Origin of the sequence: Flavobacterium rhizosphaerae (assembly GCF_046000445.1) — a bacterium.
Lineage (GTDB): Bacteria > Bacteroidota > Bacteroidia > Flavobacteriales > Flavobacteriaceae > Flavobacterium > Flavobacterium rhizosphaerae.
Genome location: NZ_JBELPZ010000019.1, coordinates 1 through 24,034 on the forward strand (window position 1 = coordinate 1; position 24,034 = coordinate 24,034).

A 24,034-nucleotide genomic window follows, 5' to 3' on the forward strand; every position below is an offset into this window, starting at 1 on the left:
ATCAGCTTCAACTTTATTACTGTGATAGGTAAAAATAATATTATTACCTTTTTTAGCCAGGTTGATAACCATATCCCTGCCCAAACCACGGCTACCTCCTGTAACAATGGCAATTTTACTCGGTGATGACATACTACTTAAATTTTTATACTGCAAAGTTCATCAACTTTACCTCAGCCTATGTAGTCAAATTATTGATTGTTGTAGCCTTTTTATATAGTAGTGCCTGTCAGACCTGTTTTAACTTGCCTGAAAGTAAGGTTAATCCTTGGCAACATCTCTTTAGATGTTTTCGGTATATGATGTTCCCAAAACGTATTGGTAGTACCTGACATTAAAAGCAGTGTGCCGTGATGTAGTGGTATTTCAATCCGCTCAATCTCCTTATTGTTCTTATGACGAAACCGGAATGGCCGGGTCTGCCCAAAGGTCAGTGAGGCTATATTAGGATTGCTGCCTATATTATGTTCTTTATCTGAATGCCAGGCCACACTATCATTGCCGTCTCGGTATAAATTCAGCAGCACTGCGTTAAATTTAAGTCCCGTTTCCTGTTCTACTTTTCGGCGAAGTTCCAAAAGCGCGGGTGTAAAGGACTGCATATCCTCGCCGGCTTCTTCCTGCTCGCCATACCAGGCAATCATACGGGGCGCGGTTACTACTTTGTCATACATTGGCATTTGGTACTGGTGCCACGGCGTGTTGTGAAGCAAAGCTATATAATAGCGGTCAGCTTCCTCTTTAGGGATAAAGCCGTCATACTGCATAATTTCCAAGTCCGGCAGGTTATAATATTTCTTAGGGCTGGTGCCCCCTGTAAAAAGATCCGTATCGTTAAATAGTATCATAGTTGTTATTTTCAGTGGTTGTAGTCTCTCCAGGCCAGAAGTCAATATCTCCTAATATTAGCTGTCTTTTTCATCCTGCTTTTTTCTCCTGTGTCGTGCCTTGGCAGGTTAATCTCCTGTTCCGGAGGGTCTGGGGCACGTTGTATCATGGAAGCGTCTTCACAAAGCCGTTCCTGTGTACACGCGCTTTCGCCATCGGTTTCCCTATAGCGAGGGTTGGCAATAAAGGGCATTATCTCCATTTTGAATATGGTAATGGTCGGAAAATGGTAATCCACTTCCACGGTACCCAACAGTAATTAACAGCTTCCGTCTTTAAAAGGTAATCCTTCAGGCTACCTGGAAAATGTGCTGTGCCAAAAACTCCCTGTCAGCATCGATCCAAGTTCCGAATATATAGCGCCCATTTTAGTAGTTACGTACTTGCGGGAGACCAGGTATGCCAGCATCTTTACCTGTTTCTTATGATGATACACCAAATCACATGCCATTACGTCGCCACGGTAAGCAGTTTTCAAGAGATTGAAGGGCGTTAACAGTCGGGTTAACTTCTCCAATAGTGCAGATTCGGCTTATATATGGAAAGATTCGGATACTTTGTTCTGATAGATTGTCCTGAATTTTGCTGTAATAAATTTACATAATCATGAGAATAGTTTTAACAGGATCATTAGGCAACATTGGAAAACCACTTGCGGCGGAGCTTGTGGGAAAAGGACACTCAGTAGCAGTAATAAGCAGCAGTGCTGAAAGAAGGGCGGCAATCGAGGCATTGGGAGCGAAACCATTAATAGGAAGTATGTTTGATAGTGACTTCTTAACGGATGCCTTTAAAGGCGCAGACATTGTTTATCTTATGGAAACTATGGAAGCTGCCGGGGATATGTTTGATAAAGAAGTGGATTTCATAGGGACTATTGTGCAGATTGGTCAAAATTACAGAACTGCGATTGAAAAATCGGGAGTTAAAAAGGTAATACACCTAAGCAGTATAGGAGCCCATACTGACCAGTGCATAGGCATCCTTCTCTTCCACTACAAAGTGGAATCAATCTTAAGAGAACTGCCGTCAGATGTTTCCATAAAATTCATCAGGCCTGTAGGCTTTTATATTAATTTGTTCTCCTTCATTCCCACTATTAAATCTAAAAGTGCTATTATATCCAACTATGGCGGAGATCAGAAAGAGCCTTGGGTGTCTCCGCTGGATGTAGCAAACGCAATTGCTGAAGAGATGGATCTGCCTTTCATGGGTCGGACGGTCCGATATGTTGCCAGCGACGAGGTTTCTCCTAACGAAATCGCAAAAGCAATTGGCGAAGCAATAGCAATGCCTGATTTAAAATGGGAAGTTATTTCGGATGAACAGCTGCTAGCCAGTTGGCTTGAAATTGGCTTAAACCCTCAGGTTGCCAATGGCTTTATAGAGTTGCAGAAAAGCCAGGGAGATGGTAGTTTATATAGGGACTATTATCGCGCTAAACCGCAACTTGGGAAAATTAAAATACAAGACTTTGCACAAGACTTTGCACAAGTATATAATAAATAATATGGCATTAGATGTTTAATGATGAAAAGTGAAGTTGCCATATTGGAGAAACTCTTCATTAAGTCTGGAGAGATTATAGATGTACGCAGATGGGACGGCGGCAATATGTACGAAATTGATGTCCAATTGCCAAAGGTCGATTTCGGGAAGTGGAGTAAAGTTAAATCGATTAAGTGCAGAGTCGGTAATCTTCACTATACAGACTACACACCCGCTATCTGGAATAGCGAGGAGAAAACCTGTACATTATATATTGACACCAGCCACTCCGGACAGGGAAGTAATTGGGCTAAATTGCAACAGGAAGGAAATATCGTTCATTACCTGAAGATAGAAGATGAAAAACATATTCCTTTGGGAAACCACCTTGTTTTTTTGGGTGATCAAACTGCAATCGGCCATTTTTGTGCTTTAAAGCAGCTAGCCGCTGTTCAGACACAGATAAGCGGTATTATAACTTTTAATGATCAGAGGACGGCAGATGCCTTTTTAGACAACTGTGCGTGGCTTCCCTTGACAACATCTATAGGCTATGAGTCCCTGTATGAAGAAACGGAGAATTTTTTAAATAAAAACCGGTTCAATTATGACGAATTAGTCTTTTATATTGTAGGGAATTCTGAAATGGTTGTGAGACTGAGGCGGTCAATAAAAGCACACGGAATCTCGCCTGTCCAAATTAAATCAAAAGGGTTTTGGCATTAAACCGGTAGCGTTATTGACTAAATTTGTATCTATGACAAAGCTGCACACCAGTAGGATTAAAACTATAAGCGAATTTCACCAATTAAGAGGACTGCCCAAACCGGAGCACCCACTTATCAGTATAGTCGACTATAAAGATATTGTACGCCCTGAAAATTTTCATGATGTTCAGTGGATACTGGATTTCTATCAAATTTCGCTTAAGAGGGGAATAGGCGGTAAGATACGATATGGTCAGCAGCAATACGACTTTGACGAGGGCATAATGTTTTTTATTTCACCTAATCAGGTTTTTAGAATAGAATCTGCCATTACAGCTTCCGGGGAAAGATCCGGATGGATGCTTCTGATTCATCCGGACTTCCTATGGAGGACAAGCCTTGCTAAAACAATTAGCCGATATGATTTCTTCAGTTACAGTGTCAACGAGGCCTTATTTCTTTCTGATAAGGAAGAAAGAACTATTGATTTAGTATTGCAAAGCCTCCGGGATGAATATCATGGCAATATTGACAGGTTTAGCCAAAATATAATTATTTCGCATATAGAAACACTGCTGAATTATTCTGAGAGATTCTATGAAAGGCAATTTATCACCAGACAGATAACTAACCATCAAATACTGGAACGTCTGGAGAGCCTGCTTGTTAACTACTTTAATGGCGATTCAATATCGACAGAGGGCTTACCATCAGTGCAAATAATAGCACAACAGCTTAGCCTTTCACCAAACTATTTAAGCCGGGTGTTAAAAGGGCTGACAGGACAAAGCACTCAGCAGTTTATTCACGATAAAATTATTGATAAGGCAAAGAATATGCTTTCAACAACGGATCTTTCAGTAAGCGAAATCGCTTATGAATTGGGATTTGAACATCCGCAATCCTTTAATAAACTCTTTAAGAGTAAAACCCAGCAATCACCAATTCAATTCAGGAGTTCATTTAAATTGTAGGCTATTGCTGGCTGCATAAATACGATGGGCCCTATTCTTCAGTTCTAAATCAGATTGATATACAATTCCATTTGCTTTCAAGGCCGTTGTGATACTATTATATACTTACTATATCCTCAATAACATTTAATCCTTTCCATACCAACTATCTTCGGCTTTATATAAGTTACTAAAATCTATATAGATTCGATAAATTAATCACTTGTATTCTTCCTTGAAAAACGGACCAAGAGGCTCTCGATTATCAGATACATTGACGGGACAACAAATAACGTTAGTATCATGGAGCTTGTAAGGCCGCCGATGATTACCCATGCCATCCCATTTTTAATTTCAGCCCCGGACCCGCTTGCAATGGCTATTGGAAGCATACCCAATATCATCGCAAGGGTGGTCATTAGGATAGGGCGAAGACGCTCTTCACCCGCTTCGATAAGGGCTTCAGTAATACTTTTGCCTTCTGATTTCAAGTGATTTGTAAAATCTACTATTAGAATTGCATTTTTAGAAACCAGCCCTAAAAGCATAATGATGCCGATAATGGAGAATATATTTAATGTTTGCATGGAAAGTGCCAGTGCTAGCAGCGCCCCGATAAGTGCGACCGGGATTGAAAATAAAACCACAAATGGATAAACTGCATTTTCGTATAACGCAACCATAATAAGGTATACCAATACGATAGCTATTATAAGTGCAAGCCCGAGGCTGCCGAAGGCATCGCCCTGGTTTTTGGCATCACCAAGGTACTCAATGGTAACCCCTTCAGGTATAGCAACTGATTTTGACTTCTGCCTGATCTCCTCTACAATGGTTCCTGAAGGACGCCCGGCCACATTGGATTCTACCGTTATACTTCCAAGCCGGTCCCGGCGTTGCAGCGTGCTCTCACCAACAGATTCTTCCACATCCGCAAATTGGCTTAAAATGAATGTCTGCCCTTCATTATTTGTAAAAGGGAGGTTCCTCACACTAGTTATATTATTGCGGTTGAACTCATCCAGCCTTATCAAGATGTCATATTCGTTATCACTGTCCTTAAATTGGCTCTGGTCATTGCCGCTGAAAGAATTTTGCAGCGCAGCGCCGACCTGGCTGGCATTGAGGCCCAAAAGAGCCATTTTCTCCCGGTTTAGCTTGACCTCGACTTCAGGTTTAGGATCTTTAACCGACAGTTCAACAAATTGCGTCCCCGGTACCGTTGCTACGAGCTTTTTGTATTCTTCAGCAACCTTGCGTACATTTTTGAGGTCCACTCCTTTAATGGCAATCTGAATAGGTGCTGAACTTCCTCCGCCTGTTATTGAAGTAGGAGATGCTGTAAATTTGACCCCCGGTATAGCTTTACTCAGCTTCCGCTGCATCACAATACCAAAATCTTCAGCTGAAAAATCCCGTTCTTTTTTATCTATAAGCGTAACTGTAATTTCAGCAAGGTTAGCGTTACTCGATGTTCCTGCGACGTTTCCTGTGACAAAGCCTATACTTGAGAATGTGTTTTTCACAGCGGGATCTTCCATAATAATTTTTTCTGCCTTTTGTGTAAGCATGTTGGTTTTATAAATAGCCGCGGAGGATTCCAGCTCCAGATTTATAACAAGTTCCCCCTGGTCGGCCGATGGAATAAATGCTGTCCCGATAAATCCGGCAGGCAGTAATGCAACCGAGCTGATTATAAGGACTAGGACCCCGCTTAATAGCCATCTTTTATTCCGCAATACCACCCTTAGCATTTTTCCGTAGTCTTTTTTTAAAGCATCGAGGAAATTTTCAAATCCAAGGTTTATCCTGCCCCACAATGTTTTGTTATTCAGTTCCTCGAGCTTGCCAAAACGGCTCGCTAAAAGTGGCGTAATGGTAAAAGATACAAAAAGACTCATCAGGGTTGAGATAACAACAACCAATGAAAATTCACGCAAAAGTGAACCTATGATACCACCTGAAAAAGCCAGCGGCAGGAAAACTACCACATCCACTAAGGTTATTGCCAGTGCTGTAAACCCGATCTCGTTTCTTCCTTCAAGTGCCGCGGTGCGCTTGTCAGCTCCCATTTCGAGGTGCCTGTAGATGTTTTCCAACACTACAATCGAGTCATCCACAAGGATTCCCACTACCAGAGACATCGCCATAAGGGTCATAAGGTTCAGGCTGAACCCAAAGAAATACATGGCAATAAACGTGGGGATTATTGATGAGGGCAGTGCCACTAGAACAAACATGGAGCTCCTGAAACTGTGGAGGAAAGCAAGCATCACAATACCAACAATAAGAATAGCGAGTACCAGGTCTTCCATTACTGCATCAGCAGATTTCAGGGTATAAATACTTTGGTCAGATGAGATGTTGAACTGCAGCTTTTTTGATTTATATTGTGCCTCAACTTCCTTAAAGGCCTCTTTTACCTGTTCGCTTACATCTACCGCATTTGCATCAGACTGCTTAATGATCTGTACCCCGATAGAAGGCAGCCCGTTAATATGATTAATGGCTGTTGTCTTAGCAGTTGCATCCACAATTTCTGCGATATCTTTAAGGTAAACCGGTCCCTGTCCCGAAACCTGGCTAACGATTATCTCCCGCAGTTGCTCTAAAGAACCGACGTTTGCATCGTAACGGATAGACAATTGCTGGGTTGTAGTTTCAATACTACCGGCAGGAAACGAAAGGTTTGCATTATTAACGGCGTTGGTAACTACCGGAATGGACAGCCCATACGCCCTCAGCCGGTCCTGGTTTACATTAACCTGTATTTCGCGCTCATCTCCGCCTATAATTGTAACCTGGCCTACTCCTTCCACGTTTTGCAGGATTGGCCTTAACTCGCTATCCACTAAATCATATAATTCGCGAGGGGCAAGGGAAGCGGTAACACCTGCTTTAACTACGGGCGTTTCTTCAAGATTTACCTTACTGACCTGCGGGCGCTCCGCATCATCAGGGAGTTCATTAACAGCCTGGTCAGCTTTGCGCTGTACGTCCTGTTCCGCCTTGTCAATGTCCGTTTCACTCTTAAACTGTATTACCACCTGGGAAAAGCCTTCCTGGGAAGTGGATGAGATTTCATCGAGTCCCTCAATAGAAGAAAAGGCATCTTCAAGCTCTTTAGTTACAGATGTCTGTATTTCTGCAGCTGCCGCACCGGGATAGATTGTAGTGACCGATACCGTAGGCACTTCGATTTTAGGAAGCAGATTGTAGTTTAGCGTAGTATATGAAACTGCGCCGAAAAGGAATAAGACTGTAAATATTACGATAAGAAGCAGCGGCCTCTTAATAGCTAATTCTGTTAAAGACATAGTGTATTATTTTGAAATGCTTATTAATGCCCCGTCCCGCAGGTTGATCTGTCCGGAGGTAATAACTACCTCTCCCTTTTCCAGGCCCTTAAGTACCTGAATAGAGTTGCCATAATCTGCGCCGGTTGTAATTTGGCGCAGCACCGCCTTATTTCCACTAACAACATAAACAGAAGCATCGCGTGCACTTTCTGTGAGAGCCTCACGCGGAATTAGCAATATGTTTTGATGAGTTTTCCTGGAAAAATCTGCATTAATAAAGGTACCTGAGCGCAAGGGTGCATCCTTAACGTTGGCAGCTATGATCTCAACACGATAATTATGACTCTGGTCGGCTTGCGGGCTGATGTAATAAATGGTACCGCTAAATTCTTTTCCCGGGTAAACGTCGGTAGTAAGCTTTACTTGCTGGCCCACCGCCACCTGATAGACTTCGCTTTCAGTTAAATTAACCTGTACCTTTAATTGAGAGAGGTTGACAACACTTGCAATTTCACTCCCTGCGGTAACATAAACACCTTCTTCTACAAGCTTAGAACCTACAACGCCTGTCGTTGGTGCTTTGATGCTCGCGTCAGTAATTTGCCTACGGATCTGCTGTGCTTCGTTAACGGCAACCTGGTAGTTTTGCCTGATCTCATTTACTTTCTCCTGCGTAGCTGCGTTGCCTTCGAGAAGCTCAGTATACGTCTGCAGGTCGCGGCGAAGCTTGGCTACATTTGATTCCGAGCGCTGTAAGTCCAGCTGGAGCAACTTGGTATCAATTACAGCAAGAATCTGGCCTTCCTCCACATTATCCCCAAGGTTAAAGCTAAGCCGCTGTACGTTGCCACTGGCAACTGAAATAACCTTTGCTTCTTTGAAGGGCGCCAAAGCCCCTGTTTTTAGGATACTGATTTCCCGTTCCTGTTCTTTAACCGGTACCGCAGTCACGGGAATGTGAATAGCCTCCGCTTTCGTTTTTTCCTTATTGTGGTCAAGTTCATTTTTGTTCGAAATCAAAGTAATAACTATCAGGCCGATGATGGCGACTATTATAATAATTATGATGTGTTTCTTTTTCATAGTATTTTATAATGCGTTATAGAAAGATTTTAATGTTCCGGCTGCTTTTTCACGATCAATCCTGGCCAGATATAAATTGAACAGCGAATTGAGATAGCTGTTTTGAGCTTCCTTTAAGGAATTTTGCGTGGTTAGCCAGTCGGTCAGGTCCGTAACACCTTTTTGAAATTGCAGGTCGGTTATCCTGAGCACGGACTCTGCCAGTGCGACATTCCTTTTATCATTTTCTACATTAGCCATCGCTTTTACAACCTGGGCGTTAGCGTTTTGAAAGTCTACCTTGTATCTTTCCTTATCCAGCTTCAGCTGCTCTTGCGCGTTGGCCCTGTCTATCTCAGCCTGACTGTATTGCGCGCTGCGCCTGTAGAAATCGAAAATCGGGATATTTAGCTTTAAGCCTATGGCAGAAAAAGTAGATAAATCACTGTATACTTCATTTACGCTGTCGCCAAAACCAACAGCACCATATCGTGCATAAGCGGTCAACTTCGGCAATGCGCCTGCGCGTATACGGCTTTCTTCAATTTCCAGTAGTTTGACCTTAACTTCACTTAACTGGAATTCGGTTTTAGAGGATACATTAAAATCGGTTGCCGATTCCCACTCCAAGATCCGCGGGATAGCATCTGTTGATGCAGTATCAACAGCAAGGAAATCATCAACAGGGTATCCCATTTCATATTTCAGCTCATTTTCTGCCAACTGCAGGTTAGTTTCTGCCACCCTTATCTGCGAGATCGTGTTGTTGTAGTTTACTGTAACCTTATCAAGGTCTTTTTGTAACGTTACACCTTTACTGACCTGAAGCTGATAAATTTCCATCTGCCTGCTAAGTGTTTCTTTATTTGATTGCAGTAACGCAAGCTGTTCCCTATACACGCTGATCTGGAAGTAAGCAGTACTTATATTGTATATAATAGCCTCCTGGCTTTGACGTATGTCCAGGTCGGCTTGCTGTTTATAATATTTAGTAGCCTTAAGGCCTGTGAGCAGGGACTGATCGTACAGTACCTGATCGAGCTGCGCGGTTCCATTAGACTGGAACTTTTGGGTGAATGCCACTCGAATTTCCTGGTCGCTAAATATACCGGCCGGTATAACTGACTCCTGTACTTTCAGGTTATCGTCTAAAGTGGTTGTAAGTTTTATTTTTGGCAGGTAATCTGCTAAAGCTTCCTTTGCCCTGGCATCAGCTGCACGCTTATGGTTCGCATATATTGTATTGTTACGGTTATACTTTAACCCATACTCAATGCATGTTTTAAGGGTCCATTTATCCTGTGCTGAAGCATGTACTGCGAAAAAGGCAATAAGGGCTGCAAAGACGTTTCTCATAAGTTAGTTAATAAATTGAAAATATTATACTGGTACAAATTGCCGCCGAATTAAAAGCCTGCGGATTGCCCCGCAGGCCACACTAACCAAACAACGCTTATGAAAAGGATCCAACTCATAATAAACATTTAGATAGTCATAAGTCTACCAGTAGACAGAATTTAGAGTATATTACCTCCCTGCCGGCCTCAGGTTATTGAAGGGCCAGCGGCTCATGGACAGATTGCATAGCTTGCCGGCAAGGGAGGATGTTATATTTTATCAGAAGGGATTATAGGAAAGGCCTAAAAGAAAGAAGGGCTGCGCATCCTGCTTATTTTCCGCCACATACTTACTGGTTTTCGCACCTCTTTCTGTTATTCTAGCGGTAATAACATTAGTGATGCCACCCCTGAAGGTAGCTATACAATTTTTTAAAAAAATGTATTCGTATGTTATCCCGTTTCGTAATTCCAGTTGGTTAAATTCATACACTCCGTTGAACCCCGTATCATTAATTGTGAGATAGTAGTTCTCATTGTTCAGTTCAGTACCTATGGAAATGCGCCCGTTTTCCAGCAGGGATCTTGTCAATAAAACCCGTTGGGGAAGGATTATATCCAGTTTCCATGGCAAATCTTTAAACCTGTGTTCGTATGAAAATGTAGGCGAGAACGGTATAATTGATGATGGGTCTACTAAAGCCACTACGCCAACGGTCATGGTCGTGTGCTCATTTTTTCTCAGCACCGCAGTAGCGGAAACAAAGCCCTTCACCCGCTGTACATCTTTTTGATTACCATCGACGGTAACTGTAGCATTATATAGCACCGGCTTTTTAAATAAGGAAGAAAAATAAGTTCCGCTTAACGAGCCGGCAAAATAGTGGTACTGCTGGTTTGGTCTTGACAGATAGGTCTGTGATGGAATACTGTAAGTAGTGCCGTAATCGTAGGCTTCGAATTTATAACGCAATGTATTTGTAATGAAAAACCGCCTTGATTTTGATTGATATATAGGGAGGTTAGCGGTCACCTTTAGCCTTGAATGGTTTTTGACCTGGGTTTTTTCGGCATCTTCACCGAAAACTTTGCTTTTATAATTTGCTTTGCCCAATTGTTGGTACTGCACATCAAATATCCTTGTGGCAGGGAATTTCTCAGTTATCACCGCACCTGCGCTGATTGCTGTGCTATCTTTACCCTGCGACATCGCACCTATGCTACTAAGCAATATAATTATGTGCACTTTTTTGATTTCCATTTTTCTAACGTTATAATAGCCTGCTTAAAGTTTGCTATACAAAACTATATTGTCTACGTTACAGATGGTGCAATTATTACACGAACGCCATTTGATTTACACCAGTGGCGTTCATATAATTTGTAGATTGATTAACACTTTTTTAGATACTTTTGTGGATATGAAAATGTTTAGCTTATACCGCAATTTTATTATACGGAATCTTTCGGTATTGGTATTCTTTGCTATTGTAATCTTCTTCTGTACCTACCTGGATTTTAGTAGCTATTCAAAAAATCCGCAGCCTAGAGCCTTAAATTTGATTGCGCGCATTACTTTGGCTATCCTGCCGATGCACGCTATTACTGCCGTAAGCAATATTTTCTTAGTTCGTGGTTTGTTCCTCTCAAAGCGGTACGGGATATTTATTATAGCATTTATTGGTTATTGGCTGTGTGCACACCAGCTTCTCCAATATTATTTTGCGCTAATGGGCTTTGGCATTATAGACCCTCTGAAAACCGTAACTTTAGTCTCACTTGGAACCGCGATTTATTTTCTGCACCTCTATCTGTTAAAGAACATCATACAGGGAAGGATTGATATTATCAGTGCTGAGTCTGAATTGTCTTTTTTAAAGCAACAGCTCAATCCTCATTTTTTATTGAATGCAATGAATAATTTATATGGAGAATCCCTTTCTGATCTTGAAAAGGTGCCTGCGAGAATCCTTAATTTATCTGATTTACTCCGTTATCAGATCGAAGCAACAAAAAAGAATACGGTTGCTTTAGAGGAAGAAATAGAGTTTATCCGGCGGTACATTGATTATTGCACCTTCAGCAATGAGCGGTTAAAGGTAGAGCAGGAGTATCTTGGCAATTGGCATCTGGTCTTTATTCCGCCCCTGTTTTACCTGCCTTTGGTAGAAAATGCCGTTAAATTTTCATCAGAAACGACTGATCCTGCCATAAACCTGCAACTCACGGTAAACAAGGGGAAAGTAGTTTTTTCTATACAGAATAATTACTTGCTTACAGGCTCGCGCCTTCACGGCACAGGAATGGGAATAGAAAATGTTAAGCGCCGCCTGGGGGTCTATGGCCTGCGGCATAAATTATCATGCCGACAGGAAAATAATGTATATTCAGTTAATTTAACTATATGGGGACTATCTACCGCTGCCTGATTGTAGATGACGAAACACCTGCTCATAAGGCTATCGCTTCACACCTTTCTAAGTTCACGGACCTCGAGCATACTGCCAGTGCTTATAGTGGGAAAGAAGCCTTAAAGCTACTCAGTGAAAACCATTTTGACATAATATTTCTGGATATTAACATGCCTTTGATTTCGGGAATTGAGTTAATGGATATGCAACCGGTCCGGCCTCTTACAATAATTACTACTGCCCATTCTGATTATGCCATGAACGGCTATGACAATGATGTGGTGGATTATTTGCTAAAGCCAATTTCATTCGAAAAGTTTGCAAAAGCGATGGAGAAAGCCAGGGCTCTTTATGACTATTCTAAAAAAGCTGTAAGTGCTGAAAAAGAAAGGTTCTTCAACTGCAGGGTCAATGGCGAGAGACTACAGATCCCTGTTGATGATATCCTCTACTTTGAGAGTTACGGCAATTACCTGAAAATGTACACAATAAAATCAAAAAGACCTGTTGTGCTTCATGGTACATTGGTGAATGTCCTGGATGAAGTTAAGAGTCCGGACCTTATCCGTATTCACCGCACTTACATTCTGAATAGAAAATATGTCAAGAAAGTGAACCTAAATTCTGTCGACATTTATTCCGGCAGGCAGCTTCCCGTTGGAAGGCAATACAAATTATTGCTAAGTAATTTATGATAAAGTGGAATTACGAACTACACGATCGTTCCTATTCCTGCTAACCATATTACCCGTACCACATAGGTGCAATAGGGCGCAATGACAAGTGCGATCTTTACAATGCTGAGTAGTACGGGGATTATCAACAAGATCTCAAATGTTTAATAACTTCTTATTCCTTAATAGTCTGAAACCGGTTATTGTAAATATTATTAGTACGGCGGGGGAATATACCCATTTCCACCCTGCACATTATTCCACGCTATATTTGTTGAGGTTCAATCCTTCATTAATTAAAATTGTTAAACATATCAAGAATGTATTGCAAGCTGTCTTGTTGGTGGAATTCAACTGTATTTTGCATAGTCATCGCTGTAACTTCTTTTAATCTTTCAAACATTTTGCTTTCATAATTTGCTATAGCTAATTTTATATTTTCGTTGCGTAGAAGCTCTTCGCTTAACTCCAAGGCATCAAGCATAGCCATATTTACACCTTCGCCGGCATACGGGGGCATTCGATGGGCTGCATCTCCAATAATAGTTAAATTGTTTAGCGTTGTCCAATATTGGTCAGGCGTATAATGGAATAGCGGTCGTGGCACAATACTCATCTTATCGGTTGCAAATAGTTCATGATAGATGCTATCCCAATCTGAAAAATTAGTTTCGAACCACTTTTTGACATCTGCCAGATTTTCAAAATCAATTCCGCTTTCCTTCACCCAATTGGAATCTACTTTTTCGCCGGTATAAAAGGCAATACTTCCGTCACCTTTTGAGCTTAAAATTATGGATTGCTCATTTCCAAATGCAAATATTTTTCCGCCTTTGAGCAGGTTGAAAAGATTAGGTGCATTTTTCTGTGCCTCATAAATATTGCCTTCAATAATAGTGACACCTGAATAAATCGGTTTTATGTCACTTAAATAGGGCCGTATTTTCGAATTGGCTCCATCTGCTCCAATTACAATGTCGGCATAATACTTTTTACCGTTCCTGAAATGTAGTTCCCAGCCGTCATTTTTATGTTCCATCGAAATGAATTGACTGTCCCAGATTACAGTTTCCGGTTGTAATGATTCCAATAAAATCTTCCTTAAAGGCCCTCTGTCAATCTCCGGCCGATGTTCAGCAATATGCTCCTCTGTATGATCATCCAAATAAATCTTTCCCCTGTTGTCCATAATCCTCAGTTTTCCGGCATCAGGCAGGTAATTAGCGTAAAAGGCATCTAAAAGATTTGCTTTTTTAAGTGCTGCTAAGCCCGATTCTTCGTGTAAGTCCAGATTGGCACCTTGTACTCTTGCATCTTTATTTACATCCCTTTCGTACACTGTTATGTTGAGCCCCTCCTGTTGTAAAAGCCTTGCCAATGTTAAGCCGCCTGGGCCACCACCAACAATCGCAATTTTTTTCTCTTTAATATTCATTACCGTAAAATTTTAATTACGGTTCAAAATTATTGGTTATGCAGGGTTGAAAATTGTATAAATCGGTCGTTTTGATTTTGTGCCAGTTGCTTAGGGTTCACACCTGCCAGCCGTTTTACTTCTTTAATAAAATGGGCCTGGTCAGCAAAGTTTTGCTCAGGGAAAAGCCTGCCATCTTTAATTTGCTGAAAGGATGCTCTAAACCGAAGAATATTGCAATAAGCTTTTAAGGAAATACCATAGTGACGATTGAAATAACGGTTGATTTGCCTGCTACTCCAAGATACTTTTTCGGCAAGTTCACCAACGGAAAGCGCTCCGTTTGAGCTGAATAGTAAGTCAAAAAGTTTTTGTTTCCTGCAGTCAGGTTCTTTTGGCAAAAGTGCTTTAATATGCCGGGTCGCTTTTTTGCAGAATAAATCAAAATCCTCCAAATCTATTGTGCTAAACCCCCAAAAATTTTTTGGCAGGTTTGCTCCTTTATTTAATAAATCTGAAACACTCATCTTTAAGATGTATTCTGTCGCAAGTGGTTTAAAGCTTATAGCAAAAGTTTTCCGGTCAGCCTTAATGGTAGCTTGCTCTGGAGTTGTCCCTATCCCTAAAACGGTAACGTGGAAAGATTCAGTGGCAGATTCCGAAAAAAACACATCTACTCTGCCATCTGGTAAAATTACGACTTGCTTGTCGCTGTCATCTGGATTGTGTAACATCCAAAAACTATCTACAAAGTCAAGTAGTGGTTTGTCGGGCATTACACATTGGTATCTGATCTGGTTACTATTCAATTTCTGTCGTTGTTTTGTCGGTTAGGTCTCTTTACCATTGCACTAACGGTGAAGTATAAGAGCGATACGTATTTCAGGGCGATTGCCGCTATTGCTTTGTTATACTGCGTGTCCTGAACGGTAAATATAGCTCATCGCCTGAATAATTCAAAAGGTATTTCCTCTATTCCTAGATTGATCCTCTCACTGTCGCCAGCAAATCATGAGGATACCCCAATGCTATGGCACTTAATTTATCCAGCCTAGAAAGGTGTTCCCCGGTTAGCTGTACTGCTGTTGCCTTTAAGCTATCCTCAAAATGCGAAAGTTTACGTGCACCAATTAGAGGAAACGCATCTTTTGATAAGACCCAGGCAAATGCCACTTGGCCCGGCGTTGCGTCAACATCTTTAGAAATTAAGATCAATTCATCAATTATTGCCCCTGTTTTTTCATCTTCTTTGTAATTAGATTTTTGGCCCATGGTAATACGTCCTGGTTCTCCATTTCTGTATTTGCCGGTAAGCAAGCCACCTGCCATTGGCGAATACATCATGATTCCCAATCCGAACTCCTGTGCCATAGGAATCAATTCACGATCGGGCGTTCGCTCCAATAGGTTGTATTCGATCTGAAGTGCCGTTAATTTTGTTGCGCTTGCAATAGATGATGCTTTCCAAGCAGGAAAATTGGTCAACCCGGTGTATATAATTTTTCCTTCTTTCACTAAATCTTCTAAGCCTCTTATAATTTCGTCTAATGGTGTGACCCCATCATCAAAGTGAGGCATATAAATATCAATGTAATCAGTTCTTAACCGCTTCAAGCTTGCTTCAACAGCCTGCTTCATAGATTTACGATGATTCCCATAATTACTTCTTGCAGGATTTATTTCACTGCTTTTTGTATACTTCGAGCAGACGATAAAATTGGTTCGCTGACCTTTTAAAAATTCTCCTACTATTTCCTCTGCTTCACCAAATTGGTACAAATCCGAAATATCGATAAAATTCCCTCCTGCTTCTTTATAGGCAGTAAGTATTTGTTTGGATTCCTCAGGACTTGCCCCATAGCCTTTACGGGTTCCAAAATTTGCAGCTCCCAAGATAATCTCACTGGAGTACAGGCCTGTTTTTGAACCAAATAATTTATATTTCATAGTAATATTTTTATTTTTTCAAAAATACAGGCATTAGGACTTTAAGTCAAGTACGGAGAAATTTGTCCGTATCATTATTGTTATATTTGTATGTAAATCATTTGCTATGTATGAAAGAAAAACACCGGTGACTGTAGCGTGCGGGCTTCATTTATTTATTGAGATTTTAAGCGGAAAATGGAAAATCAGTTTGATCTGGAATATTTATAATGGGAGTGTCCGGCCAAGCGAACTACAGAGAAAAATACCAGATGCATCCAGAAGAGTATTAGAGACGCAGTTAAATCAACTGTTAAAGCACGGAATCCTTACAAAGAAAATTTACGAGGTGAAACCTCCTAAAGTCGAATATGGCTTAACTAAACTAGGTGAGTCATTGATTCCTATTATAAAATCGACGGCACAATGGGGTGAAGAAAATAGAGAAGAATTAGAAAAGGCAATTCTTTAATATCATAATATTGGAGAGGTTAGAAAGATTAGCATCGCTAAAGAATGGCGTAGCTGTTATTTTCAGTGGTTGTAGTCGCTCCAGGTCTGAAGTCCATATTTCCTTTTACCAGCTTTCTCTTTCATCCTGCTTTTTTCTCTTGTGCGGGATTCATTTTATGCCTCGGCAAACCTATCTCCTGTTCCTGCGGGTATGGGGCACGGTGTGTCATGGAAACATCCTCTCTTAATTTTTCCTGTGTACGCGTACTTTCGGCATCGGTCTCCCTGTAGCGCGGATCGGCAATAAAAGGCATCTTTTCCATTTTAGATATGGTAATGGTCGGAAAATGATAATCCACTTCCACGGTACCCAACAATAAATAACAGCCACCACCCTTAAAAGGATATTCCTTCAGGCTACCTGTAAAATGGGCTGTATCAAAAAATTCCCCGTTAGCATCAATCCATGTGCCGAAATACATGGCGCCCATTTTGGTAGGTACATGCTTGCGGGATACCAGGTACGCCAGCATCTTTACCTGCTTCTTATGGTAGTGCACCAAATCGCATGCCATAACATCACCACGGTAACTGGTCTTTAAGAGATTGAAGGGCGTAACCGATACCGGAAAGCCTAAGAGTTCAATCTCATCAAAAGCATCTTCAAAAGGGGAGCGTTTCAGTTCCGGCAGTTTATAGTCCCGTACAGGCTCAGGAAGCAGCTGTGGCTGGCGGTGCTCCGGCTTAAAGCTCATCATGATGCGGCGGGCAGTAACCAAAAGCTCATTTTTATTTTTACCTGTAGAGCGGAATGCCCCGATATAAATAAGCAGTTGCAACCCTTCGATCCCGATAGGCACACGCTTGATGAAATCTTCCAACGAAGCGTATTGCCCGTTAGCCAGGCGTTCCTCCACAATACACTTTGCAACCTCCCCCTGCAACCCCTGTAGGTGCATGAAGCCCAAATAAATATCCCTGCCGTACAACGTAGTTTCTACCTCGCTCTTGTTTACGCAGGGATTATGGATCGCAGCACCTGACATCCGCGCCTCATGGACATACACTTCGGTACGGTAAAATCCCCCCTGGTTGTTGATAACCGCGACCATGAATTCAATAGGATAATGCACTTTGAGGTACAGGCTCTGGTAACTTTCCACGGCATAGGATGCCGAATGTGCCTTACAGAACGAGTACCCTGCAAAGGATTCGATCTGGCGATAAATCTCTATACTTAATTGCTCGGGATGCCCTTTAGCCGCGCAGGAAGCGAAAAAGTTGTCCTTAACCCGTTGCAGGGCTGCTTTGGAACGTCCCTTGCCGCTCATGGCCCTGCGCAGGATATCCCCATCGGTTGCTGCCAGCCCGCCGTAATGCAAGGCGATCTTGATCACATCCTCCTGATAGACCATAATACCATAGGTTTCACCCAGCTGCTCCTGGAAAACCGGATGGAAGTATTCAAACTTGTCTGGATAATTATGGCGGAAGATATACTCCTTCATCATCCCGCTTTGGGCCACGCCGGGGCGGATAATCGACGAAGCGGCTACCAATACTTTATAATTGTTGCATTTCAATCGCCGCAAAAGCCCCCGCATGGCAGGGCTTTCAATATAGAAGCACCCAATCGTTTTTCCTCGGCCCAGGTACTCATTGCACGCCGCTTCGTCTTTTGAAAGGGAAGTATCCCTGATATCCACGGCAATGCCACGGTTTTTTTTGATGAGCTTCACCGCATCATCAATATGCCCAATCCCCCTTTGGGAGAGGATGTCGAACTTATCAAAGCCGATCTCTTCCGCCACATGCATATCAAACTGTACTATTGGGAGGCCCTTAGGCGGCATTTCCAAGGCCGTGAAATCCGTTATCGGGTCTTCAGAAATCAGGATGCCACAGGAGTGCATTGAGCGCTGATTTGGGTATTTCTCCATCATCATCCCATAGCGGTGCACCAGCCGGACCACCTCATTTTTATCGTGCTGGTCCATGGCCGTACCCGATAAGGCATCCAATTCCTCTTTCTGGAGGCCGAAGACTTTACCTACTTCCCGGAAAATGGATTTGTATTTGAATTCGACATTCGTGCCGCAAAAGGCAACATGGTCGGCACCATAGCGCCTGAAGATGTAGTCCAGTATCACATCGCGCTCCTTCCAGGACCAGTCAATATCAAAATCCGGCGCGCTTTTACGGTTCAGGTTCAAAAAGCGCTCAAAATACAGATCCAGTTCCAGGGGGCAGATATCGGTAACACCGAGGCAGTAGGCTATAATGCTATTGGCTCCGCTGCCACGTCCGATATGCAGGAATCCCATCGAATTGCTGTAGCGGATAATATCCCATGTAATCAGAAAATAACCGCTGAATTCCAGTTGATGGATTACCGCCAACTCTTTTTCCACCCGTACCCGCGCTGCAGTATTACCGGTGCCATAGCGTTTTGCCAGCCCCTGATGTGCCAGGCTGGTCAGTAATTCGAGGTCGGTGTCACGGTTGGCTGTGTAGTGTTTTTTATTCCTGGGCACGCCGAACTGGTACTCAAAATGGCAGTTGTTGATAAGGGCAAACGTATTTTCTATTATCTGCGGGTATTGGCTGTAACGTACCATGATCTCTTCCGGGGGCGCCATCTGCTCATCCGCACCGCAATAGTCAGAAGGGGTTAGTTTGCTTCCCAGCGTGTTGAGGTCAATAGCCCGCAATATCCGGTGCAGGTTGTATTCGGTTTTGCTGCGAAAGGTTACCGGTTGCAGCACCACCATTTTAGAAAGCCTGTTTTTCCATTCGGGGCGGATCAGGAGCGAGAGGTTTTCAGGGCGGATGCCTATAAATTCAAACTCTCTCAGCGTATCGGGTACCTTCTCAACAGGATAAATCACAACTACCTCCTTAAAACCGGGTGCAATGGAAGGCATGGGCAAACCTTCCAGGTTGTATTTGGTGCGATATCGGTTGACCTCCCCAATCCCGGGACGGCTCTTTGCAAGGGCGACATACAGCAGTTTGTGCCCCTCCCGGAATTCCATACCGACCAGGGGCTTTATATCCGCATCCTTACAGGCTTTGTAAAACTCGTAAATCCCGGTCACCGTGTTGATGTCCGTAAGCGCCATAGCCGTAACACCAAGTCTTTTTCCCTGGGCTACCAGCTCGCTGACCGGAATGGTACCATAACGCAGGCTGTGAAAAGAATGGCAGTTAAGGTACATACTTATAGCACTTTTGATTGAAAGATACCGCTGCCACGCATTACCGCGTTAGCACCAAAACGGTTTTTGATCTTATCCATCGCCTGATATAGGGACATCATTTCCTGGGTATCCTCAAACAGGTTGATCTGGTAGGAGCCACGCACCAGTTTGCTGAAGCGTACCCCTACAAGGCGCAGGCTCATACGGCGCTGGTAGAGTTTCCCGAAAGCTTCGAGTACGGCTTTAGTGAGCGTATGGTCGGACGAGGTATACGCAAGGGTGACCTGCCGCGTCTCGGTATCGAAATTGGAATACCGGATCTTTACGGTAACATTTGAGGTAAGCCATCCCTCGCTACGGAGCTGATAGGCTAATTTTTCCACCATGGTGCAAAGCACGGACCGCAGGAAGACCATATCGGTAGTATCCTGATGAAAGGTATCTTCGGTTGATAGGGATTTACGTTCCCGATACGGCTCCACCGGTGTATTGTCGATACCGTTGGCTTTCTTCCACAATTCAATACCGTTCTTCCCAATCATCTCCTGCAGCACATTTACGGGCATTTCGGCCAGGGTCTGTATGTTGCGGATGGCGATACGGGACAGTAATTTAAAGGTCGCATCACCGACCATCGGTATTTTCCGGATCGATAAGGGATTTAAAAACTGCTGTACCATGGGCTGTGGTATTTCCAGGTTGCCTTTGGGTTTGCCTTCCCCGGTTGCAATTTTGGATACCGTTTTATTTACCGACAGGGCAAAGCTGATCGGCAGGCCGGTTTCACGGGTGATGGTAGCGGAAAGTTCATTAGTCCATTTATAGGAGCCATGAAACTTATCCATGCCGGTGATATCGAGGTAAAATTCATCGATAGAGGCTTTTTCCATGACCGGTGCCCGCTGCTCTATAATTTCTGAAACGGTATTGGAATAGCGGGAAAACAATTCCATATCGCCCTTTACGATTTTCGCCTCAGGGCACAGCCTCAATGCCATTTTTATCGGCATTGCGGAATGTACGCCAAACTTCCGGGCTTCATAGGAACAGGAAGCCACCACGCCGCGGTCACCACCGCCGACAATCAGGGGAATACCTTCTAAGGCGCTGTTTTGCAGCCTTACACAGGAAACAAAAAATGTATCAAGGTCCATATGTACCACCGAGCGTTCCATAATCATAGCATTTAGTACCGAACAAAATTAGACCAGATTAGAACAAAATTATATATATTTGTTGTTCCAAATAGCAACAAATCGTCTATGTCTTTATTTTCCGACAACATCAGGTTCCTGAGAATCCAAAAGAACATTTCCCAGGAAAAGCTTGCCACAGCGCTGCTAATCGCGCGTGCACGCTATGTAAAGTATGAGTCCGGGACGTCTGAAGCGCCCTATGATATACTGAAACGAATATCTAAGTTTTACCACGTAAGCATCGACCTGCTGCTGAATGTCGACCTGCGCAAGATCGATATGGATGGGCTGCTGCAACTGGAGGACAACCGCATATTATTGCCCATCACGATAGACGCTGGCGGTGAAAATACGATAGAGATCATCCCTCAAAAAGCAAAAGCCGGGTATCTTAATGGCTATAGTGACCCCGAATTCATCGAAGGCCTGCAACAAATTTCATTGCCTTTCCTTAAAAACGGAAAGTTCAGGGCTTTTCCCGTGTCCGGTGACTCTATGCCGCCCCACAGGGACGGCTCCTTTATTATCGGCAGGTATGTGGAGAGCCTTGGGGAAGTACGCGACGGCAGGACCTATATCCTGTTGACCAAAAACGAGGGAATCGTATACAAACGCCTGAATAAGAACGGCAGGAACAGCCTGGTACTGAGTTCCGACAACTCCTTTTATGAGCCGTACTCGGTAAGGGCTTCGGAAGTCCTGGAAATTTGGGAGTATGCCTGTAGCATTGCTACCAACGAATTTGAGCCGGACAGCCTTGAACCGCAAAGCATCCGCGATATGTTTAACAGCCTCCGTAATGAGATAAAAGCGTTGAAGCATTTACAATAGACCAATTGATGACTATCACTATACGCCTCAGGGTACCGAAAGATATTGATGCGGCTACCGAACGAAAAATACGCAGGCTTACAGGAAGCCTCATTGCACAGTCTTTTACCGATATCATCCATTTCGATGATGATGGGGAAGATTTTTATATTCATTATTTTACCACGCTTTCCATAAAAAAGGAAGATACCATTACTTTTATCTCTTCATTTTTAAGCCAGGAAGCACTGTCGGGGATGGTAACACTCCTATAACTCCTGCTATAATGCCATACCAACTTTAATTCTTAAATAACTGTATTTGAGTAATATTGGCTTGGTTTAGCTCAGTATTTTTACTGTAACAGCACCTACCTTGCATATAACAAAATATGCCAGGGAGATGAAAACTTCACTTAAACAAAATACGATACTTGCCGTTTGTCTGCTGTACGCCCTCCTCTTCATTTATGCGGCCACATCAAAATTACTGGACTTCAGTAATTTCCGGGTACAGATCGCCCAATCCCCCTTATTAAGCGCCTATGCCGGGGTTATTGCACCGGCTGTCATAGGGATTGAGTATGGCATTGTCTTCCTGCTATGGAAACCTGCCCTTAGGAACTTGGGGCTTTACATGGCGCTGGGGCTGATGAGCGCATTCACCGTTTACATTTACCTCATACTGAATTATAGCGACTTTATTCCCTGTTCCTGCGGAGGGATATTGGAGAAAATGGGGTGGGCCGAGCATCTTATATTCAACATCGTTTTTGTACTGTTGGCGCTTACTGCCCTGCTACTAAGCCGTCCGCCAGGACGTAAGCAATTGCCGGGGACTGTATTGTTTCCTTTATTAAGCATCCTGACAGGTACCATTTTGGTCGTTGTATTGTTCCTTTCTTCGGAGCATATCATTAAACACCAAAACAATTTTACCCGCCGATTTTTGCAGCATCCGGTACTGGAGGATAAAACCTATGCCCTGAAATTTAACTCGTACTATTTTGCGGGAAGCCATGAGGGAACTATCTACCTTGGTAATTATACGGCCCCGAATATCCTTACTATTATTGACAGTTCCTTTTCCCTTGCACAAAGCAGGACCATCAGGCTTGATATCCCCCGGCAACCGTTCCGTTCCCCTAAAATAAAAGTAGATTACCCTTACTTCTTTGTATATGACGGCAGCGTACCCGCAATCTTTAAAGGCCTGCTGGATACTATGGAAGCAAAAAAGACAGCCATGGATACTTACTTTAGCCAACTGGAAATCATTACACCGGATTACTTCACTTTCAAAACACTCAGCACCCGTGAAAAAACCAACATACTGGGAACGGTAGCTCTAAAAGAGGTGCCTAATGTGTCACTTCATTACGACCTTTTGGAGAAACAGGTTAACGGGATTTTCGATACCGACGGACTGTTGTTGCACGATAGTGGCACCGATGAATTGATTTACGGTTACTTCTACCGGAATGAATTCCTGGTAATGGACCGGAACCTGAAGCTTATACGCAGGCTTCATACGATTGATACGGTCTCCCGGGCACAGGTCAAGGTAAGCCAATTGCCTGACGGCACTTATAAGATGGGGGCGCCGCCTTTAGAGGTGAATAAAGACATGACGGTATATAATGGAGTTTTACTGATCCACTCCAACCTTATGGGTAAGTATGAATCCCGTGAAATATGGGATAACGCTTCCGTAGTGGATATCTATGCTACGGATGAACAACGCTATTTGGGTAGTTTTTTTATAAATGACCGCGGTAAAAATAAAATGACCCAGATGCTTTTGACGGACCGGTATTTTTATGCGCTGTCCGGCACTGAACTACTCCGCTACCGGTTGCGCAACGCTATCGGGGTATTTCACAGGGGGAAGCCGAAAAACCAACAGAGTAGGCAAAACAATTAATTTTTACGATCATGAAAACGCTAAGAGGATTTCTTTTACCGGCTGTAGTTATTACAGCAGGCGTGGGCGCGGCCTTCGCCACCAGCAAACCTGTTAATACAGCAGCGGTACCAATGCAAGGTTACTATTTTAATAATGCTGCCCCGACAGTCAAATGTATCGCAACTTCGGTTCAGTGCGAGACTTCGGGCACTCAACTTTGCACATGGAAGGATGCCAACAATGTGAGTCATAACCTTCAGCAAAAGGTGAATGATGCGACCTGCGGCTTATCGCTTTACAGGATTAATTAA

22 protein-coding genes are annotated in these 24,034 nt (G+C 43.0%); 10 read left to right on the plus strand and 12 right to left on the minus strand.

What is annotated here, in order from left to right; translation table 11 throughout:
- The 3 genes from ABS766_RS14280 to ABS766_RS14290 all read right to left on the minus strand — a co-directional run.
- Positions 1–132, minus strand: a 132-nt coding sequence (locus tag ABS766_RS14280) for an SDR family NAD(P)-dependent oxidoreductase (RefSeq protein ID WP_408085928.1), incomplete at its 3' end; no start/stop codon positions are given.
- An 80-nt stretch (positions 133–212) separates the two neighbouring features.
- A complete protein-coding gene (locus ABS766_RS14285; protein WP_408085871.1) occupies positions 213–848 on the minus strand; it encodes an alpha-ketoglutarate-dependent dioxygenase AlkB family protein in 636 nt (211 codons plus the stop codon).
- A 41-nt stretch (positions 849–889) separates the two neighbouring features.
- Entirely contained in the window at positions 890–1,090 is a 201-nt protein-coding gene (locus ABS766_RS14290) for a hypothetical protein (protein ID WP_408085872.1), read from the minus strand.
- Between the two features lie 404 nt (positions 1,091–1,494).
- Here ABS766_RS14290 and ABS766_RS14295 point away from each other — a divergent pair, with 404 nt between their 5' ends.
- Genes ABS766_RS14295 through ABS766_RS14305 form a run of 3 tightly spaced genes read left to right on the plus strand, consistent with a single transcriptional unit; the run spans position 1,495 to position 4,057 of the window.
- Positions 1,495–2,397 carry an SDR family oxidoreductase gene (locus ABS766_RS14295; protein ID WP_408085873.1) on the plus strand — a complete coding sequence of 301 codons (903 nt, stop codon included), beginning with the start codon at positions 1,495–1,497 and terminating at the stop codon, positions 2,395–2,397.
- 18 nt (positions 2,398–2,415) lie between these two features.
- Positions 2,416–3,102, plus strand: a complete 687-nt coding sequence (locus ABS766_RS14300; protein WP_408085874.1) for a ferredoxin reductase domain-containing protein — start codon at positions 2,416–2,418, stop codon at positions 3,100–3,102.
- Positions 3,103–3,133: 31 nt separating this feature from the next.
- Positions 3,134–4,057, plus strand: coding sequence for a helix-turn-helix domain-containing protein (locus ABS766_RS14305; RefSeq protein ID WP_408085875.1), 924 nt, complete (start codon positions 3,134–3,136; stop codon positions 4,055–4,057).
- Between the two features lie 194 nt (positions 4,058–4,251).
- On the opposite strand, the gene ABS766_RS14310 is transcribed toward ABS766_RS14305, so the two are convergent.
- From ABS766_RS14310 to ABS766_RS14325, 4 genes are all read right to left on the minus strand, one after another.
- Positions 4,252–7,353, minus strand: a complete 3,102-nt coding sequence (locus tag ABS766_RS14310; RefSeq protein ID WP_408085876.1) for an efflux RND transporter permease subunit — start codon at positions 7,351–7,353, stop codon at positions 4,252–4,254.
- 6 nt (positions 7,354–7,359) lie between these two features.
- Positions 7,360–8,286, minus strand: coding sequence for an efflux RND transporter periplasmic adaptor subunit (locus ABS766_RS14315; protein ID WP_408085877.1), 927 nt, complete (start codon positions 8,284–8,286; stop codon positions 7,360–7,362).
- A gap of 138 nt (positions 8,287–8,424) precedes the next feature.
- A complete protein-coding gene (locus ABS766_RS14320; protein WP_408085878.1) occupies positions 8,425–9,753 on the minus strand; it encodes a TolC family protein in 1,329 nt (442 codons plus the stop codon).
- Between the two features lie 261 nt (positions 9,754–10,014).
- Positions 10,015–10,980, minus strand: coding sequence for a hypothetical protein (locus ABS766_RS14325; protein WP_408085879.1), 966 nt, complete (start codon positions 10,978–10,980; stop codon positions 10,015–10,017).
- A 175-nt stretch (positions 10,981–11,155) separates the two neighbouring features.
- Between ABS766_RS14325 and ABS766_RS14330 the strand changes: the two genes are divergently transcribed.
- On the plus strand, positions 11,156–12,163 hold the full coding sequence (locus ABS766_RS14330) for a sensor histidine kinase (RefSeq protein WP_408085880.1): 1,008 nt from the start codon (positions 11,156–11,158) through the stop codon (positions 12,161–12,163).
- Positions 12,139–12,840 (plus strand): LytR/AlgR family response regulator transcription factor, encoded by a 702-nt coding sequence (locus ABS766_RS14335; RefSeq protein WP_408085881.1) that lies wholly within the window; start codon positions 12,139–12,141, stop codon positions 12,838–12,840. Before ABS766_RS14330 ends, ABS766_RS14335 begins: the two co-directional genes overlap by 25 nt.
- Before the next feature lie 271 nt (positions 12,841–13,111).
- Here the strand turns inward: ABS766_RS14335 and ABS766_RS14340 are convergent, their stop codons facing one another.
- The 3 genes from ABS766_RS14340 to ABS766_RS14350 form a co-directional block, all read right to left on the minus strand.
- Entirely contained in the window at positions 13,112–14,254 is a 1,143-nt protein-coding gene (locus ABS766_RS14340; RefSeq protein WP_408085882.1) for an FAD-dependent oxidoreductase, read from the minus strand.
- Positions 14,255–14,283: 29 nt separating this feature from the next.
- A complete protein-coding gene (locus tag ABS766_RS14345) occupies positions 14,284–15,009 on the minus strand; it encodes a DUF6597 domain-containing transcriptional factor (protein ID WP_408085883.1) in 726 nt (241 codons plus the stop codon).
- A gap of 202 nt (positions 15,010–15,211) precedes the next feature.
- Positions 15,212–16,180 carry an aldo/keto reductase gene (locus ABS766_RS14350; protein WP_408085884.1) on the minus strand — a complete coding sequence of 323 codons (969 nt, stop codon included), beginning with the start codon at positions 16,178–16,180 and terminating at the stop codon, positions 15,212–15,214.
- A gap of 106 nt (positions 16,181–16,286) precedes the next feature.
- Here ABS766_RS14350 and ABS766_RS14355 point away from each other — a divergent pair, with 106 nt between their 5' ends.
- On the plus strand, positions 16,287–16,631 hold the full coding sequence (locus ABS766_RS14355) for a winged helix-turn-helix transcriptional regulator (protein WP_408085885.1): 345 nt from the start codon (positions 16,287–16,289) through the stop codon (positions 16,629–16,631).
- 121 nt (positions 16,632–16,752) lie between these two features.
- On the opposite strand, the gene ABS766_RS14360 is transcribed toward ABS766_RS14355, so the two are convergent.
- Together ABS766_RS14360 and dinB are read right to left on the minus strand one after the other, a co-directional pair.
- Positions 16,753–19,830 (minus strand): DNA polymerase III subunit alpha, encoded by a 3,078-nt coding sequence (locus tag ABS766_RS14360; protein WP_408085886.1) that lies wholly within the window; start codon positions 19,828–19,830, stop codon positions 16,753–16,755.
- Positions 19,831–19,832: 2 nt separating this feature from the next.
- Positions 19,833–20,987 (minus strand): DNA polymerase IV, encoded by a 1,155-nt coding sequence (dinB, locus tag ABS766_RS14365; protein WP_408085887.1) that lies wholly within the window; start codon positions 20,985–20,987, stop codon positions 19,833–19,835.
- Positions 20,988–21,074: 87 nt separating this feature from the next.
- On the opposite strand from dinB, the gene ABS766_RS14370 reads away from it, so the two are divergent.
- The 4 genes from ABS766_RS14370 (at position 21,075) to ABS766_RS14385 (ending at position 24,034) form a co-directional block, all read left to right on the plus strand.
- Complete coding sequence (locus tag ABS766_RS14370) at positions 21,075–21,839, plus strand: XRE family transcriptional regulator (protein ID WP_408085888.1); 765 nt, start codon at positions 21,075–21,077, stop codon at positions 21,837–21,839.
- Between the two features lie 8 nt (positions 21,840–21,847).
- On the plus strand, positions 21,848–22,093 hold the full coding sequence (locus tag ABS766_RS14375; protein ID WP_408085889.1) for a hypothetical protein: 246 nt from the start codon (positions 21,848–21,850) through the stop codon (positions 22,091–22,093).
- Positions 22,094–22,220: 127 nt separating this feature from the next.
- Positions 22,221–23,741, plus strand: coding sequence for a MauE/DoxX family redox-associated membrane protein (locus ABS766_RS14380; RefSeq protein ID WP_408085890.1), 1,521 nt, complete (start codon positions 22,221–22,223; stop codon positions 23,739–23,741).
- Positions 23,742–23,752: 11 nt separating this feature from the next.
- Positions 23,753–24,034, plus strand: coding sequence for a DUF6520 family protein (locus tag ABS766_RS14385; protein ID WP_408085891.1), 282 nt, complete (start codon positions 23,753–23,755; stop codon positions 24,032–24,034).

Coding starts and splice junctions, on each gene's coding strand:
- ABS766_RS14320 (WP_408085878.1), bottom strand. CDS start 9,753: ATGAGAAACGTCTTTGCAGCCCTTATTGCCTTTTTCGCAGTACATGCT.
- ABS766_RS14375 (WP_408085889.1), top strand. CDS start 21,848: ATGACTATCACTATACGCCTCAGGGTACCGAAAGATATTGATGCGGCT.
- ABS766_RS14305 (WP_408085875.1), top strand. CDS start 3,134: ATGACAAAGCTGCACACCAGTAGGATTAAAACTATAAGCGAATTTCAC.
- ABS766_RS14330 (WP_408085880.1), top strand. CDS start 11,156: ATGAAAATGTTTAGCTTATACCGCAATTTTATTATACGGAATCTTTCG.
- ABS766_RS14385 (WP_408085891.1), top strand. CDS start 23,753: ATGAAAACGCTAAGAGGATTTCTTTTACCGGCTGTAGTTATTACAGCA.
- ABS766_RS14300 (WP_408085874.1), top strand. CDS start 2,416: ATGATGAAAAGTGAAGTTGCCATATTGGAGAAACTCTTCATTAAGTCT.
- ABS766_RS14340 (WP_408085882.1), bottom strand. CDS start 14,254: ATGAATATTAAAGAGAAAAAAATTGCGATTGTTGGTGGTGGCCCAGGC.
- ABS766_RS14335 (WP_408085881.1), top strand. CDS start 12,139: ATGGGGACTATCTACCGCTGCCTGATTGTAGATGACGAAACACCTGCT.
- ABS766_RS14360 (WP_408085886.1), bottom strand. CDS start 19,830: ATGTACCTTAACTGCCATTCTTTTCACAGCCTGCGTTATGGTACCATT.
- ABS766_RS14355 (WP_408085885.1), top strand. CDS start 16,287: ATGTATGAAAGAAAAACACCGGTGACTGTAGCGTGCGGGCTTCATTTA.
- ABS766_RS14350 (WP_408085884.1), bottom strand. CDS start 16,180: ATGAAATATAAATTATTTGGTTCAAAAACAGGCCTGTACTCCAGTGAG.
- ABS766_RS14370 (WP_408085888.1), top strand. CDS start 21,075: ATGTCTTTATTTTCCGACAACATCAGGTTCCTGAGAATCCAAAAGAAC.
- ABS766_RS14295 (WP_408085873.1), top strand. CDS start 1,495: ATGAGAATAGTTTTAACAGGATCATTAGGCAACATTGGAAAACCACTT.
- ABS766_RS14380 (WP_408085890.1), top strand. CDS start 22,221: ATGAAAACTTCACTTAAACAAAATACGATACTTGCCGTTTGTCTGCTG.
- dinB (WP_408085887.1), bottom strand. CDS start 20,987: ATGGAACGCTCGGTGGTACATATGGACCTTGATACATTTTTTGTTTCC.
- ABS766_RS14290 (WP_408085872.1), bottom strand. CDS start 1,090: ATGGAGATAATGCCCTTTATTGCCAACCCTCGCTATAGGGAAACCGAT.
- ABS766_RS14310 (WP_408085876.1), bottom strand. CDS start 7,353: ATGTCTTTAACAGAATTAGCTATTAAGAGGCCGCTGCTTCTTATCGTA.
- ABS766_RS14345 (WP_408085883.1), bottom strand. CDS start 15,009: ATGCCCGACAAACCACTACTTGACTTTGTAGATAGTTTTTGGATGTTA.
- ABS766_RS14285 (WP_408085871.1), bottom strand. CDS start 848: ATGATACTATTTAACGATACGGATCTTTTTACAGGGGGCACCAGCCCT.